The 13,637-nt window shown below is 60.0% G+C and carries 20 protein-coding genes; 10 read left to right on the top strand and 10 right to left on the bottom strand.

Going from position 1 to position 13,637, the window contains the following annotated elements:
• A partial coding sequence (locus RTX98_RS16275) for an ABC transporter permease subunit (RefSeq protein ID WP_416223146.1) occupies positions 1 to 526 on the top strand: 526 nt, incomplete at its 5' end.
• A gap of 10 nt (positions 527 to 536) precedes the next feature.
• A complete protein-coding gene (locus tag RTX98_RS16280; protein WP_312797878.1) occupies positions 537 to 1,337 on the top strand; it encodes an ATP-binding cassette domain-containing protein in 801 nt (266 codons plus the stop codon).
• A gap of 93 nt (positions 1,338 to 1,430) precedes the next feature.
• On the opposite strand, the gene RTX98_RS16285 is transcribed toward RTX98_RS16280, so the two are convergent.
• The 4 genes from RTX98_RS16285 to RTX98_RS16300 form a co-directional block, all read right to left on the bottom strand.
• Positions 1,431 to 1,682, bottom strand: coding sequence for a glycine zipper domain-containing protein (locus RTX98_RS16285; RefSeq protein WP_189505642.1), 252 nt, complete (start codon positions 1,680 to 1,682; stop codon positions 1,431 to 1,433).
• Between the two features lie 65 nt (positions 1,683 to 1,747).
• The gene (locus RTX98_RS16290; RefSeq protein ID WP_312797879.1) at positions 1,748 to 2,290 is read right to left on the bottom strand and encodes a hypothetical protein; all 543 of its coding nucleotides are present in this window, start codon (positions 2,288 to 2,290) and stop codon (positions 1,748 to 1,750) included.
• Positions 2,291 to 2,512: 222 nt separating this feature from the next.
• Positions 2,513 to 2,686, bottom strand: a complete 174-nt coding sequence (locus tag RTX98_RS16295) for a DUF1328 domain-containing protein (RefSeq protein WP_416223147.1) — start codon at positions 2,684 to 2,686, stop codon at positions 2,513 to 2,515.
• Positions 2,687 to 2,829: 143 nt separating this feature from the next.
• Entirely contained in the window at positions 2,830 to 3,621 is a 792-nt protein-coding gene (locus tag RTX98_RS16300; protein WP_312797880.1) for a response regulator, read from the bottom strand.
• A 204-nt stretch (positions 3,622 to 3,825) separates the two neighbouring features.
• Here RTX98_RS16300 and RTX98_RS16305 point away from each other — a divergent pair, with 204 nt between their 5' ends.
• Both RTX98_RS16305 and RTX98_RS16310 read left to right on the top strand, forming a co-directional pair.
• Positions 3,826 to 4,023: a NepR family anti-sigma factor gene (locus RTX98_RS16305; protein WP_189505649.1), complete on the top strand. Its 198-nt coding sequence runs from the start codon at positions 3,826 to 3,828 to the stop codon at positions 4,021 to 4,023.
• A gap of 2 nt (positions 4,024 to 4,025) precedes the next feature.
• Complete coding sequence (locus RTX98_RS16310) at positions 4,026 to 4,577, top strand: sigma-70 family RNA polymerase sigma factor (protein ID WP_189505651.1); 552 nt, start codon at positions 4,026 to 4,028, stop codon at positions 4,575 to 4,577.
• A 19-nt stretch (positions 4,578 to 4,596) separates the two neighbouring features.
• Here RTX98_RS16310 and RTX98_RS16315 read toward each other — a convergent pair whose 3' ends face one another.
• Both RTX98_RS16315 and RTX98_RS16320 read right to left on the bottom strand, forming a co-directional pair.
• Entirely contained in the window at positions 4,597 to 4,947 is a 351-nt protein-coding gene (locus RTX98_RS16315) for a response regulator (protein WP_312797881.1), read from the bottom strand.
• Positions 4,948 to 5,073: 126 nt separating this feature from the next.
• Complete coding sequence (locus RTX98_RS16320) at positions 5,074 to 6,189, bottom strand: AI-2E family transporter (RefSeq protein ID WP_312797882.1); 1,116 nt, start codon at positions 6,187 to 6,189, stop codon at positions 5,074 to 5,076.
• 118 nt (positions 6,190 to 6,307) lie between these two features.
• Here RTX98_RS16320 and RTX98_RS16325 point away from each other — a divergent pair, with 118 nt between their 5' ends.
• Both RTX98_RS16325 and RTX98_RS16330 read left to right on the top strand, forming a co-directional pair.
• Positions 6,308 to 6,613 (top strand): hypothetical protein, encoded by a 306-nt coding sequence (locus tag RTX98_RS16325; protein ID WP_312797883.1) that lies wholly within the window; start codon positions 6,308 to 6,310, stop codon positions 6,611 to 6,613.
• A gap of 5 nt (positions 6,614 to 6,618) precedes the next feature.
• Entirely contained in the window at positions 6,619 to 7,071 is a 453-nt protein-coding gene (locus RTX98_RS16330; protein ID WP_312797884.1) for a hypothetical protein, read from the top strand.
• Positions 7,072 to 7,172: 101 nt separating this feature from the next.
• Here RTX98_RS16330 and RTX98_RS16335 read toward each other — a convergent pair whose 3' ends face one another.
• Entirely contained in the window at positions 7,173 to 8,615 is a 1,443-nt protein-coding gene (locus tag RTX98_RS16335; protein WP_312797885.1) for a sensor histidine kinase, read from the bottom strand.
• Between the two features lie 258 nt (positions 8,616 to 8,873).
• Between RTX98_RS16335 and RTX98_RS16340 the strand changes: the two genes are divergently transcribed.
• Positions 8,874 to 9,113 carry a hypothetical protein gene (locus RTX98_RS16340; protein WP_312797886.1) on the top strand — a complete coding sequence of 80 codons (240 nt, stop codon included), beginning with the start codon at positions 8,874 to 8,876 and terminating at the stop codon, positions 9,111 to 9,113.
• A gap of 35 nt (positions 9,114 to 9,148) precedes the next feature.
• Here RTX98_RS16340 and RTX98_RS16345 read toward each other — a convergent pair whose 3' ends face one another.
• A complete protein-coding gene (locus tag RTX98_RS16345) occupies positions 9,149 to 10,051 on the bottom strand; it encodes a diacylglycerol kinase family lipid kinase (RefSeq protein ID WP_312797887.1) in 903 nt (300 codons plus the stop codon).
• 257 nt (positions 10,052 to 10,308) lie between these two features.
• Here RTX98_RS16345 and RTX98_RS16350 point away from each other — a divergent pair, with 257 nt between their 5' ends.
• On the top strand, positions 10,309 to 11,265 hold the full coding sequence (locus RTX98_RS16350) for a PRC-barrel domain-containing protein (RefSeq protein WP_312797888.1): 957 nt from the start codon (positions 10,309 to 10,311) through the stop codon (positions 11,263 to 11,265).
• Between the two features lie 74 nt (positions 11,266 to 11,339).
• Positions 11,340 to 11,633, top strand: coding sequence for a GNAT family N-acetyltransferase (locus tag RTX98_RS16355; RefSeq protein WP_312797889.1), 294 nt, complete (start codon positions 11,340 to 11,342; stop codon positions 11,631 to 11,633).
• Here RTX98_RS16355 and hpt read toward each other — a convergent pair.
• Both hpt and RTX98_RS16365 read right to left on the bottom strand, forming a co-directional pair.
• Positions 11,630 to 12,172, bottom strand: a complete 543-nt coding sequence (gene hpt, locus RTX98_RS16360; RefSeq protein WP_312797890.1) for a hypoxanthine phosphoribosyltransferase — start codon at positions 12,170 to 12,172, stop codon at positions 11,630 to 11,632. The two genes, RTX98_RS16355 and hpt, sit on opposite strands and share 4 nt — an antisense overlap.
• Positions 12,173 to 12,204: 32 nt before the next feature.
• Positions 12,205 to 12,807, bottom strand: coding sequence for a hypothetical protein (locus RTX98_RS16365; RefSeq protein ID WP_312797891.1), 603 nt, complete (start codon positions 12,805 to 12,807; stop codon positions 12,205 to 12,207).
• Positions 12,808 to 12,962: 155 nt separating this feature from the next.
• On the opposite strand from RTX98_RS16365, the gene ftsE reads away from it, so the two are divergent.
• The gene (gene ftsE, locus RTX98_RS16370; protein WP_312797892.1) at positions 12,963 to 13,622 is read left to right on the top strand and encodes a cell division ATP-binding protein FtsE; all 660 of its coding nucleotides are present in this window, start codon (positions 12,963 to 12,965) and stop codon (positions 13,620 to 13,622) included.
• The last annotated feature ends 15 nt before the right edge of the window (positions 13,623 to 13,637 follow it).

Genomic DNA, 13,637 nt, shown 5'->3' on the forward strand with positions numbered 1-13,637 from the left:
GCGCCGCTATGCCCAGGAAAACGGTATCACCTTGCCGGAAGGCGGTTTGTTCATCGCCCACGGCATCGCCATTCCCGTGCTGATGGCCGTTGCGGTTGGTATCGTCATGACCTTCCTGACGCGCCGCACCCGTTTCGGCCGCTACGTCTTTGCGATCGGCGGCAATCCAGAAGCGGCAGCGCTGGCCGGCATCGCGACCCGTTGGGTAACGATGAAGATCTTCATGCTGATGGGTCTTCTGGCGGCCATCGGCGCGGCGATTTCCTCAGCGCGCCTGAACGCGTCCACCAATGCACTAGGCACGCTAGACGAACTGCTCGTCATCGCCGCGGCCGTGATCGGAGGCACGTCGTTGGCAGGCGGGGCAGGGACGGTGCTTGGTGCCATGCTCGGCGCGCTGCTGATGCAATCCCTGCAATCCGGCATGGTGCTGCTCGGCATCGACACACCGTTGCAGAACATCATTGTCGGCTTCGTATTGGTGCTCGCCGTGTGGCTCGACACCATGTACCGCAAGCGCGTTTAGGAGGCGAAGCATGGTTCCCCTCGCACCCACCAAGGAAGTGCCTCTCGTCGAACTGCGCGACATCTCCATCGCTTTCGGCGGCATCCGCGCCGTGGATGATGCGTCGATTGATCTTTATCCCGGCGAAGTGGTCGCGCTGCTCGGCCATAACGGCGCGGGCAAGTCGACGCTGATCAAGATCCTGTCCGGCGCCTACAAGCGCGACAGTGGCGCTATCCTCGTCAATGGCGAAGAGGTCGCGATCAACAGCCCGCGTGATGCCAAGAAGTACGGCATCGAGACGATCTACCAGACGCTGGCTTTGGCCGATAATGTGGACGCCGCAGCCAACCTGTTTCTCGGCCGCGAGCTGATGACGTCCTGGGGCACGCTGGACGATGTCGCCATGGAGGCGCAAGCGCGCAAAGTGATGGGCCGTCTCAATCCGCGCTTCCAGCGCTTCAAGGACCCCGTTGCCCGCCTGTCCGGCGGACAGCGCCAATCGGTGGCAATCGCGCGCGCCATCCTGTTCAATGCCCGCATCCTGATCATGGACGAACCTACGGCAGCGCTTGGACCGCAGGAAACAGCGCAGGTCGGTGAGTTGGTTAAGCAGTTGAAGTCGGAAGGAATTGGCATCTTCCTGATCAGCCACGACATTCACGATGTCTTCGATCTGGCTGATCGCGTCTGCGTCATGAAGAACGGTCAGGTGGTCGGCACAGCCAAGACTACGGATGTGACGCAGGATGAAGTGCTGGGAATGATCATCCTGGGCAAATGTCCGCCTGGCGCCATTCCCGGTCCCGGCGCCATGAAGGTGGCAGCGTAAGTCTGACCCTTGCCTATAAATGTAGTTTGACGTTGGCCTATAAAAAAAGAGGCCCCAAAGGACCTCTTTTCTGTTACGCGAAACGTCGCCGGATCAGCAGCGCGCTTCGTAGCGACGGCCGGTGCGGCGGTCTTCATAAAGGCAGTAGCCCGGGGTTGCTGCCTTGCCGATAACGTAGCCGGCAACTGCGCCAGCACCAGCACCGATGAGGGCGCCCGAGGTACGGCCGGTTGCGAGGCCACCGATGGCAGCGCCACCAGCCGCGCCGACAACTGCGCTCTGCTCAGCCGTGGTGCAGCCAGCTACCGTGCCGAGCGCGGCCAACGCGAAAATGGTGTTCTTCATAGTCTGCTCTCCTAAAACGCGTCCCTTGCCGCGGATCATTGGACAAGGACCAAGACAATAGCAAGTTACTCTTGCCCGACGTAGCGATCCTGCTTGGTGGCGTTTTCGGCGACCATGACATCCGGAACCTCTACAGCGGCGTATAACGAACCATCAGCCTTAAGGTTCCAGACGAGTTCAGCGTCTTCTTCTTCCATTGCAGGATCGACCGCAACGCACTTGCCCATGACCTGGGAGAACGTCGTTGTCATGCCAGCAATGGCAGGGTTGATTTCAGCTTCGCATTCCTCAGCGCTTTCGAAGATCGCGGTCTGCACGGGAAGCTCCCGGCACGCGCTCATGTCGTCAGAACAACCGATCAGCAGAAGGACAGCAGCAATATGTTCCATGTCGAACACCTCATTTGCTGCTAGTAACGGAACATCAATGTTTGTGGTTCCAAAAATTTTTGCTGGCATCCACAATGCTTCAAAGTGCGGTGCAACAAGATGCTGCGCGCAGCTTGAACGATGCTTCATACCCACAGAATAAAATAATTCGCAGCCAGTCAGATTTTTCGCCTTGGTGGTGGAACCAAGTGCCGGCCGTGTTGTTATTGATGCGAACACGGCGCGCCGTACCCCTATCGCCCCCACCCCAGCGGCGCTCGTGTCTTTGCCGAGAACGATCCCCCCTCGGTTCTCGGTACTAAAAAAGCCGGCCCTTTGAGGCCGGCTTTCTTTTTGTCCGAATGCATAACTTTCTGTTTATCCCTTCCAACTGCTGAAGCTTGGAGGAGGCAACAAAAAAAGGGCGCTCGAGGCGCCCTTTTTTGTTGCTGGTCCGATATATCAACGCACGCGGCGCATCACACCCGTAAACAGCGAAATCACAACAAACGCGCACAGCATCATAACCAGAACCTGTGCCATGCCGATCGAAGTTGCAGTGACGCCCACGCTCAAAGCGCCGGCGATTGCGGCAACTACAGCAGATACGAGAAACCAATAGAGCATCGTCTTCACTCCTTACGCCGAGGGAAACGTGCTTGGGAGGCAGCCGTTCCCGATGTTGGATCTTAATGAAGCGCAACCAGAAGGTTGTGGTTTCATCAATGATCTTCAACACCGTATTAAGGCTGTCTCCCTGAACGATGCCTGAACGTTTTTCAGGCAGCCGCTTTTTGCTGGTCGAAAAACAGCGCCTGGCTGATCAAGGCCTTCACCATGTCCGGGTTAAACGGCTTGGTCACGAGGAAGGCAGGCTCCGGACGCTCACCGGTCAGCAGGCGCTCGGGGAAGGCGGTGATGAAGATCACCGGCACGGCGCGGTCGGCCAGGATTTCGTTGACCGCATCGATGCCCGAGCTGCCATCAGCAAGTTGGATGTCGGCCAGCACCATCTTCGGCTGGGTGCGATGGAACAGTTCGGTGGCTTCCGAATGGGTGCGCGCAACGCCGACCACGCGATGGCCGAGGCTTTCCACCATTTCTTCGATGTCCATAGCGATCAGCGGCTCGTCCTCGATCACCATGATTTCGGTGGCAACCTGACGCGAGATCTCATTGCTGGCTTCCGTCAGAAGATCGCCGAACTCAGCGGTCGGAACGTCCAGGATTTCAGCGGCTTCGGCGTCGGTGAAACCTTCAACGGCCACGAGCAGGAAAGCCTGGCGGGGAAGGGGTGCCAAAGCGGAGAGGTTGGCGACCGCGCTTCTTTCCCAGGCAGAGGCCGGGGATTCTTCGGGAACGCGTACGGCGATCGAGGTGAAAAGCTTGGCGAAGATCTTGTAGAGCGCGATCTTGTCGCTGCTTGCCTTTGGAAAAATGCTGACATCCGCGATAATCGCTTCGAGCATTGCGGCAACGAGCGCGTCACCGCTGGTCTGAGAACCGGACACTGCCCGCGAAAAGCGCCGCAGATACGGCAGGTGCGGAGCAATCGACGAGGAAAGGCTCATTCTGTGATTATCCCTGGAATAAGAAGTCGTGCCCATAAAGTGGGTCGAGGCTATAACATCGTCCATGGAAAAAAGTTCCGCGTCGAGGAACATTTTTGCCATAAGCCCGTTTAGAGCCGCTTGCGTGTGCCCGGATTAGACCGGGCTGTCTACAAGCGCATGGGCTGCACACCTTACCTATCGATTTTAAGAGGCGGTTTTGGAATGAGCGACGAGGAAAATACCGGGCAGCACGAGGCTGCGCGGCAGGGTGGGCATCTTGATCCGCTTGGAACCAACACCGAAATAGGACGGAAGCTGAAGCAGTTCTACGACGGGATCATTTCCGATCAGGTCCCTGATCGATTCATGGATCTGTTGAGCAAGCTGGAAGCAGCGGACTCCGGTCGGAAAAAGGACTGACGATGTCGGACAGCCTGCAGTTCAAGCAAGACTTGCTTGGCGCGATTCCCAGCCTGCGTGCGTTCGGCGTTTCGCTGACGCAGAATTCCGACAAGGCCGATGATCTTGTTCAGGAAACGCTGGTCAAGGCGTGGGACAAGCAGTCGAGCTTCCAGCCCGGGACCAATCTCAAGGCGTGGTTGTTCACCATCCTTCGCAACGAGTTCTATTCGCAGATGCGCAAGCGTGGTCGCGAAGTGCAGGACAGCGATGGCGCGATGACGGCCCGGCTAGCCATCCATCCCTCCCAGCACGGCTCGCTCGACCTGGAAGATTTCCGCACCGCCCTCGAGAAGTTGCCCGAAGATCAGCGCGAAGCGATCATCTTGATCGGCGCATCGGGCTTTTCCTATGAGGAAGCGGCCGAGATCTGCAATTGCGCGGTCGGCACCATCAAGAGCCGCGTCAGCCGTGCCCGTACGCGCTTGCAGGACATCCTGAAGGTGTCGGGCGAGGCGGATTACGGTCCGGATGCCATTGCCGCCCATGTGATGGGATCAGGGGCCGGCGTTTAACCTTCAACAACAGGCGCGGTCAGCTGCGCCTGTTGCCCAGCGCCGCCTGCATGGCGGATACGAGGTGGTGGCTGGCATAAGGCTTCGTCACCACCGGGACATCGGGAAAAGCGCGAAACGTATCTTCGTGCCGCGACAGGCCGGTTGCGAAGATAAACGGCAGGCCTCGGCTTTGCAGTCGTTCGGCCAGGGGTAGGGTGACCCCATCGCCGATCATCACATCCACGATGGCGATGTCGAAGCGGTGTTCATCCAACACGGCATCATCGATTTCGGCCAGGTCGCGAAAGGTCAGAACCTCCGCGCACCCTTCGTCGTGGCAGATTTGCTCAACATCAAGCGCTATCAGAAATTCATCTTCGAGCAACATAACTCGAAGCCCTTCAAGGGCCCGATCTGCCAATCACGTATTCTCCAACCCGGTTCGTATGCTGCATTGCCGCAAATGCAGATGCTGTCATTTAAATAAGACATGTTGCGGACAAGGTGGAGGCCGTCAAGATGCGCGGTTTTCCGACCTTGAAGCAGCATTATCCGCAGCAATGCCGGGGATCAGGTTCCACACCACGGCATAAAGGATCAGCAAAAAAGGTATGGCGATAAAGCCGCCGATTGGTCCCCAAAGCCAGATCCAGAACGCCAGCGCGATCAGCACCGCGAAGGGGTTGAGCGTCATGGCGCGACCGATCACCATCGGCGTCACGAATTGCGCTTCGGTGAGGTGGATGGCGAGATAGGTGATGACGGGCAGCAAGCTTCCCATCAGCGTGTCGAATTCCGCCAGACCGACGGCAAACAGGATTACCGCGGTCAGAGCCGGGCCGAGATAAGGCACGAAGTTGAAGATCGTGGCGATCGCGCCCCACAGCATTGGCGAGGGGACGCCAAGCGCCCACATCGCGATGACCACAGCCGCACCATGGGCGATGTTGATCAAGGCGATCGACAGGAGATAGCGGGAAACCAGCCGCTCGATGTCGCGAAAAATATGGGCGACGCGCCAGCGCAAACGGCGGCGAATGCACAGCTTCAGGATGGCCGCGCGGGTCTCGTGCCTCGTGGCGATAAAGAAATACAGGCTGGCGAAGAACAGCAGGATCTGCGCGATCAACCCCGGTGCCAGGGTCGCGAGGCTGGCAACGGCGGAATCATCGTCCACTGAGACAGGAAGGCTTTCACCCCCGCCGGTCACCGAGCGCAGCTGTTCGCGCATGGTGCGGATGGTTTCGATGGGGGCCTGGAACTCCGTCAAGCGCAGGCGCAAATCGGTGAGGATGGTCGGGATGCGCTCAATCCAGAACGACAGGGGCGCTGCGACCGCAAAGACCAGCACGCTCAGCAGCGCTAGAAAGATCAGAACGACGATGGCGCCTGTGAGGCTTGCGGAAACCGCATAGCGCTCGACGCGGGTGGCCACGGGACCCAGCATCAGCCCGATGGTCACGCCGAGAAAGATGGGCGACAGGATGAACTTGCCCGCATATAGCGCGGTGATCACGGCCAGGATGCCGACAAGGATCGTCGCCACTTGCGCGGAGCGGGCGATGACGATCTCGATGTTGGATCGCGGGGGAAGCCGGACGATCGCTGCGCGCTTGGTAGTCCGGTTCATCCTGGTGCTTTACCTGTTCTTAGCGAGCCCCCAAACGTAGAGCCTCATTGATGGTTCCTGAGGGGAACATAGCTGCTTGCGTCGCGTTATAGCAGCGTTGATGGAACAGGAGTCATTCATGGCCAATTCGCCGAACACCGAATCTCAGAATAAAGATAATGCCGACCGCACGCCGCAGGATCTCGAAGCCGAGATTTCCCGCCTGCGCAGCGACCTGGCAAGCTTGACCAAGCAGATCGGCGCTGCTGGCACGCAGTCCTTCGACACCGCCAAGGCTGTTGCACAGCAGAGCGTCGATCGTCTCCGCACCAACGCTCAGGATCTCGAAGAGCAGGTCGTTGCCCGCGTTCAGGAAAAGCCGCTCACCGCGCTCGCCGTTGCGGCCGCCGTCGGCTACTTCTTCGCGCTGATCAACCGTCGGTAAGTCTGGTGATCGGACCGCTCATCGCGGCCTTCGCCACCGGCGAGATCGGGCTGACCGTCGAGCGCACGAAGCGCGCAGTGCTCGCCTATGTGGTGGCACTGGTGTTCGTGCTGCTTGGGGTCAGCTTTCTGCTGGTTGCCGGTTACATACAGCTTGCACGCATGTTCGGGCCCCTGGTTGCCGCGCTGGGGCTTGGCATCGGTTTTGTCGTGATCGGCGGTATCGTGCTGGTTGTCCATCAGTCGCGTGCCCGTACGGAGCAACGTCGGGTGGCCGAAAAGCGCAAGACGGATCTTGTCAGCCTTGGCGCGACCGCCGCCATCGCTGCTTTGCCGAACATGATGCGCGGCCGTCGCGGTCGCGCTACAGGCGCGGCTGCAGCCGTCACGCCACTGGTTCTCGGCGTCGCCTACGCGCTTTACCAACGGCGCCGCAACGCCGACGATCCGGGCGCCTGATCCGGCACCTTTAGACCGCGCAGTCTTTGCGCGGTCATTCTTTCGCGTAAGTCGATGTTCAAACCATATCAGCGTGAACTCCGCGCTGATATTCGCCACTGTTATTCGAGTGGCAGCGAGATCTCAGCTTGAACGCCTTCCGGCTCAAAGCGATGGTCGACCTTCGCGCCAAGCACCTTGTCCAGACTGCGCTTGATCAGGATCGAGCCGAACCCTGAACGCGATGGCCTGCTGACGGCAGGACCGTCATGCTCTTCCCACAGCAGAGACACGCGCGGATGGTCGCGGTCGCCGTCCAAGCGCCAGGTCAGATTGACCCGTCCGGTGCTGACCGAAAGCGCGCCATGCTTCAGCGCATTGCTGCCTAGTTCATGCAGGATCAGTCCCATACCCAGGGCTTGATCGGGTGACAGCGAGATGGCCGGGCCGGTTGCGTTGATGCGCGGGTCAGCCTTGTCGGTGAACGGCATTGCCTGCAAGCGAACCACTTCGGCGAGATCGATGCCGCCCCATTCCATGTCCGACAAAAGCCCGTGCGCCAGACCGAGCGCCTGAAGCCGGCCGGTAAAGGCTGCCAAAAACTCGCGAGGCTCACGTGCGTGACGAACCGTTTGGGTCGCGAGCGCCTGCACGGTCGCCAGCGTGTTCTTTACGCGGTGGTTGATCTCACGCAGCAACAGGCGCTGGCGTTCCTGTGAGGTCTTGGTGGTGGTGATGTCGAAGTTGACGCCGAAAACCAGCGTGGGCGTTCCCTCCGTATCGCGATCCAGCACCCGCCCGCGGGTTCCCAACCAACGCTCGGGCTGGCTTCTGCCGACCCGATATTCGCCGGCGTATTCACCGTTCGTTTCCAGAGCCTGGCGCAGCTGAAGCATGGACTGCCGCCGGTCGCGACGATCGATCGCCCGAAACAGGTCGCTCGCGCGAATGCTGCTGGTGATCGGCAGACCGAGCATCTGCGGAAGCAGATCGTCGCATTCGATCCTGTTGGTGCGCAGGTCCCAGACCCAGCTTGCGATCGATGCCGCTTCCAGCGCCAGTGTGTGCCGCTTCTTTTCGCGGATCAACGCAGTCCGCGCTATGTCACCGCGCCGCGCGCTGTCTTTAAGATGCAGCAAGGAAGAGACCAGGGTGGCCATGCTTTCTAGTTGCGCCAGTTGGGCGGGTTGCGGCTGTTCGCGCGGCTCGGTGTCGAGAACGCATAGCGAGCCAACCTTTTCTCCGGCAACGGTCAGGGGAACACCGGCATAGAACCGGATGTGAAGAGGGCCCGTTACCAGCTCGTTCTGTGTGAACCGGCTGTCGTCAGCGGCGTTCGGAACGAGGAAAGGGGCGTTGCCGGCTTCCGCGATCGTATGGGCGCAAAAGGAGATGTGAGATGGCGTACCATCCAGCTCCGTTCCGACCTTGGATCGAAATTCCTGCCTTTCACGGCCAAGCAGCGTCACCAGCGCAACCGGCGTCTGCATGATCTGCGACGCCAAAGCCGTAATCGCATCGAAATCCGCATCGCTGCCGCTAGACGCGATATCAAGGGACCTCAAGGCTTCATTGCGTGAGTCACTTTCCAACACGTCACGGACGTGTTGCGGGAGGATGCCACGCTGGTCTTCGGCTACCGTCAAATTGCGATCGTTCTACCTGGACTCCCCGCCATAGCTAGGAACAAGGATAGCCTTGAAAAGGGTTTGAATCGCATTTTGGACGATCCCTCCGGATGGCCTTGCGGCAGCATGCGGAACAAAGCGGGGATCACCGCATTGCGGGGATGTTCAATTTAGAAATTATGGTGGGAGACCGACATGGATAGGCAGCAGAATACCGGCAGACCGGTAACCGACACGAAAGTCTCGACCGACAAGGCTCGGCAGGGCAAAGCCGGCCGGCCTGTTCTGTTCGTTTTGATCGCTGCGCTCGTTCTGGTCGCCATCGCCTGGTTTGCAGCCGAAATGTTCGGCCAGTCGATCGATCCGACGCCGGACAACGCGCCGGCGCCATCGACCCAGACCGAACCGGCTGGGAACAGCGGCGTCAACAACTGATCGACCGCTCTTCCTCTACGTTTAAAGACGCCCGCTCATTCAGCGGGCGTCAGCACTTTCAGCGCACCGGGATGGATCTTGATCACCGTCTCGCGCGCCAGATCGCCTGACTCGCCGTCCATCACACAACGATAGGGTTTGCGCCGCCGGCCCCGTACGGTCAGCGTCAGCGCCTTCGTTTCATGGATTTCGACCTTGGCATTGTTCTTCCAGCGCCCGACGGCGAGATTGAACAGGAAGCTGACGATCTCGCGCGAGGTCTGCGCCGTGGTCAGATAAACGCCAAGCACCCCCTGATCGAGGCGGTCGGCGTAAGGCAGATGGCCTTCTCCAAACAGATTGTTGGTGACGCCGATCCCCGTTGTGCGGGCGATGATCTCTGATTGATCGGTCTTGATCGTGATGTTGACGCGCGGCGGCTGGAAAACGGTCAGGAAGGCTGCGCGCAGCGACGCCCGCATTTTACCCACACGCGACGCATATTCCATTTTGTCCCGGAGATCGACGAGCTTGGCGTGAAGACCGAGCGAAAACTGGTGCACGAACGGCTTGCCGTTGGCCGAAGCAATGTCGACCGCTCGAACCTGGCCGGTTGCGAAGGCGGCCATCGCCGCATCGAGCCCCAGAGGGATCTTCAAACTGCGCGCGAACAGGTTCATGGTTCCCGCCGGAAGGACTGCCAGGGCAGTGTCGCCGTTCATCAGACAGGTCGCGGCCGCCGAGATCGTACCGTCGCCACCGCCCGCAATCACAACATCCGCAGCACCGCTCTTGGAAGCCTTCTCGAGGGCTGAAACGAGCTCCTTGCCGGAAACGATTTCGACCTCGAGCGTGTGCCCGGCTTTTTCCAGCGTGGCGCGGCTTCGCTCTGCAAAGGCATCGAGATCGGTGGTGCGCAGCGTGCCCCCGTCACGATTGAGAACTGCAAGAAAATGCATTGCCTCGACGTCCTTCTGGTCTGGTGCCGGCCGCCGGACGCGGAGACCTCCACAGAGATAGACAATTCAATCGTGGTTGAAGAGTGGGCACACGGAAATTCTATTCGCGGACAAACTTCCGTGTTCCCGAACGGACCCTTAATGCAGGAACGATTTCCGTAACACGCCGTTTGCTCCTTGGAACGGCCGCATCGGATATCCGGTTTACTGGATAATCGCGGTTCGGTCCCTCAAAACACGAACAAGGAGAGCTTACTATGATCCGCAAGCTTTTAGCCACGACCGCAATTGCATCCGTCATCGCTACCGGCGCCTTCGCCCAGAGCGGCACCACGACCGCACCGGCCGCGACCGACGCACCGGCTACCACGAGCACCCCGCCGACCCCAGATCAGGCGAATGTTCAGGTCAACACCGCCGTCGTGCCAGCTGACGGTCAGCTCGCCAGCAATCTGATCGGCGAGACCGTTTATAATGGCACGGGCGACGACGCCGAGAACATCGGCAACGTCAACGACCTCATCCTCAGCGACAGCGGCCAGATCGAATCCGTGATCGTCGGCGTCGGCGGCTTCCTCGGCATCGGCGAAAAGAACGTCGCTCTGTCGTACAGCGACATTGATTGGGCTGAGAAGGACGGCGATCGCTGGATCGTTCTCGCAACGACTGCAGACGCACTGAAGCAACTCCCGGCCTTCGATCGACGCGCCTATGATCCGGCCAATGCAAATGCCGCAAACGGCGGTGGAACGGCTACCACGGCTACGGGCACCTCGGGCACGGCCATGGCGCCGGCTTCGGGCACGGCAACGACCACGACGGCTCCGGCTGCAACGACCGACACGGCTGCAAACGACACCGCAGCAGTTGATCGTGCGACGCTGAAGGAAGTTCCGGCAGCAGACCTGACGTCGGAAAACCTCGAAGGCACGACCGTGTACGGCGCTGAAGACGCCAATGTCGGCGATATCGGCGACGTCGTGCTCACCCAGGACGGCAAGGTTGACGCGATCATCATCGACGTCGGCGGCTTCCTCGGCATCGGCGAGAAGCAGGTTGCAGTCGGCTTCGACAACCTGAAGTTCCTACAGGACGAAGATGGTGACCGTTACCTCTACACCACCTTCACCAAGGAGCAGCTCGAGGCTCAGCCTGAGTACGACGAAGGCACCTGGGCAGCCCAGCGTGATCAGCAGCGTCTGACCACCAAGTAATCTCGATCGAGATCACACAACAGCCCGCGCAGCAATGCGCGGGCTTTTTTGTTTAGTGCAGGATGGACGGAATCATGGAAGCGAACACGAACAGGATCGAACGCGAGGATGGTGCCCGCACGAGCCGCTATGTTTATCGCGTCGAGGGCGCCGAAGCCGAAATGACCTTCAGAGAGACCGGTAATGGCCAGATCACGATCGACCACACAGGCGTGCCGGATGCTTTCCGTGGGCAGGGGATCGGGGCGAAGCTCGTTGCGCAAGCGGTAGAAGACGCCCGAGCGGCCGGCAAGACCATCATCCCCGCGTGTTCATTCGCCGCCGCCCAGTTCAAGCGGCATCCCGAATGGGCGGATATCCTGGCTTAAGCGTCGCCCTTGACGATGCCGACATAGGGCAGCTCGCGAAAGGCGTGGGCAACGTCCATGCCGTAACCGACCACGAAATAATCGGGGCAGTTGAAGCCGACATAATCAGCGTTGAGATCGATCTGCCGGCGCGAGGTCTTGTCGAGCAGGACCGCTAGTGACACGCTGCGTGCGCCGCGTGACAAAAGCAGATCACGCGTGAACTTCAGCGTCTTGCCGGATTCCAGGATGTCGTCCACCAGAAGCACGTCGCGATCGGTGACATCATTGTCGATGTCGCGCAGCACGCGCACTTCGCCGCTCGTCGTGCCTGCGCCGTAAGACGAGATGAACATGAACTCGACTTCCGGGGCCGAACCCATCTCGTGCATGGCGCGGATCAGGTCAGCCGCGAAAATGAAGGAGCCCTTCAGGATCGAGATGACCAGGAGGTCCTTGTATTCGTGCGCGGTGATTTCCTTGGCCAGTTCGAGGTTGCGGCGCGCGATTTCCTCGGCGCGGAACAGAACCTCAATGTCTTTTTGGCGAACGACCGGCATGAAACCTCACTCAACTCAAACAACAAACCCGCCTAGGTGGCGGGCTGCAATGTGACTGCGACCGATCTTACTCCGCCCGGCGGCACCCGCAACCGGCTGGAAAACAGATAAAGGTCGCCAGCCGCAACCGGCTGCGCGTTGGTGGATAGCGTATAGCGGGTCACAGCGCCATCCAGTGCCGTCACTGCGATGGCGATTGGCGGCATGGCGGCAGCGTCTGTGCCAGAATTGCGGGCTTCGCCATCCACCATCAGCGTCGAAAGCTCGGCATGGGTTTCGACGCGGCTTTCCACATGGGCGATGGCGAGCTTGGGCTGCGCACCCATCGCGAAACTGCTTGGCACAAGCGCATGACCGCCCGAAATCCAGAAGGCGGAAGCCACCAGCGTCAGGCCAGCCGTCCAGAACACCGCGCCGCCGCGGCGCGATCCCGCTGGCTGCGGCTGGTTTTGCAGAACACCAAGCCTAGGATTTTGCTGTGTTTCCAAAGGCGCAATGCGAGCCTGTAGCGGTTCTTCAGCGTCCTTGATGATCTCGGCGTCGATCACCTCACGGACGGGCTTCGGCAATCCTCGCCGTACGGCAGCTGTCATGATTTCGCCGGAAACCAAGCGTGGTGTCGCGTCGACTCTCATGATGCGCGTGCCTCCTGAATCTCACGCAGGCGTAAACCTGAATGGTTAACGAAATACGTTGCCGGCGCTCCGTTTAACGTCGCCTTAACCATGCCCGGCCGATGCTGGGCGGCAGCCGATTGGCTAAGCTAAACCACAAGGACCAAAAAGCACCCGTGTTCCGCTTCGAAAATGTCGGCCTGCGTTATGGAATGGGACCGGAAATCCTGCGCGATATTTCGCTGCATATTCCCGAACGGTCTTTCCAGTTCCTGACCGGGCCATCGGGCGCGGGCAAGACGACCTTGCTGCGGCTGCTGTTTCTGGCGCTGAAGCCGACGCGCGGTTTGATCACCGTATTCGGCAAGGATCGCGCGCTGATCACCCGAAAGGAGCTGCCGCACCTGCGCCGCCGCATCGGCGTGGTGTTCCAGGATTTCCGTCTGCTCGACCATATGACGACCTATGAGAATGTCGCTCTCCCACTGCGTATTCGCGGCCGCGATGAATCGAGCTACCGCGACGACGTGATCGATCTCCTGAAATGGGTGGGCTTGGGCGAACGCATGCATGTGCTGCCGCCGATCCTGTCCGGCGGTGAAAAGCAGCGCGCGGCCATTGCCCGCGCCTTGATCGAACAGCCCGAAATTCTGTTGGCCGACGAGCCCACCGGCAATGTCGACCCGCCGCTTGCCCGCCGTTTGCTGCGTCTGTTCATCGAACTCAACCCCCTCGGCACGGCCGTGGTGATCGCTACGCATGACCTGCAGCTGATGGAGCAGGTCGATGCGCGCCGCATGATCCTGTCGGAAGGGCGGCTCGACGTTCATGACTGAGAGCCATGACCACTT

The organism is Tianweitania sp. (assembly GCF_032053605.1).
GTDB lineage: Bacteria > Pseudomonadota > Alphaproteobacteria > Rhizobiales > Rhizobiaceae > Tianweitania.

Coding starts and splice junctions, on each gene's coding strand:
- RTX98_RS16280 (WP_312797878.1), top strand. CDS start 537: ATGGTTCCCCTCGCACCCACCAAGGAAGTGCCTCTCGTCGAACTGCGC.
- RTX98_RS16285 (WP_189505642.1), bottom strand. CDS start 1,682: ATGAAGAACACCATTTTCGCGTTGGCCGCGCTCGGCACGGTAGCTGGC.
- RTX98_RS16300 (WP_312797880.1), bottom strand. CDS start 3,621: ATGAGCCTTTCCTCGTCGATTGCTCCGCACCTGCCGTATCTGCGGCGC.
- RTX98_RS16305 (WP_189505649.1), top strand. CDS start 3,826: ATGAGCGACGAGGAAAATACCGGGCAGCACGAGGCTGCGCGGCAGGGT.
- RTX98_RS16310 (WP_189505651.1), top strand. CDS start 4,026: ATGTCGGACAGCCTGCAGTTCAAGCAAGACTTGCTTGGCGCGATTCCC.
- RTX98_RS16315 (WP_312797881.1), bottom strand. CDS start 4,947: ATGTTGCTCGAAGATGAATTTCTGATAGCGCTTGATGTTGAGCAAATC.
- RTX98_RS16320 (WP_312797882.1), bottom strand. CDS start 6,189: ATGAACCGGACTACCAAGCGCGCAGCGATCGTCCGGCTTCCCCCGCGA.
- RTX98_RS16325 (WP_312797883.1), top strand. CDS start 6,308: ATGGCCAATTCGCCGAACACCGAATCTCAGAATAAAGATAATGCCGAC.
- RTX98_RS16340 (WP_312797886.1), top strand. CDS start 8,874: ATGGATAGGCAGCAGAATACCGGCAGACCGGTAACCGACACGAAAGTC.
- RTX98_RS16345 (WP_312797887.1), bottom strand. CDS start 10,051: ATGCATTTTCTTGCAGTTCTCAATCGTGACGGGGGCACGCTGCGCACC.
- RTX98_RS16350 (WP_312797888.1), top strand. CDS start 10,309: ATGATCCGCAAGCTTTTAGCCACGACCGCAATTGCATCCGTCATCGCT.
- RTX98_RS16355 (WP_312797889.1), top strand. CDS start 11,340: ATGGAAGCGAACACGAACAGGATCGAACGCGAGGATGGTGCCCGCACG.
- hpt (WP_312797890.1), bottom strand. CDS start 12,172: ATGCCGGTCGTTCGCCAAAAAGACATTGAGGTTCTGTTCCGCGCCGAG.
- RTX98_RS16365 (WP_312797891.1), bottom strand. CDS start 12,807: ATGAGAGTCGACGCGACACCACGCTTGGTTTCCGGCGAAATCATGACA.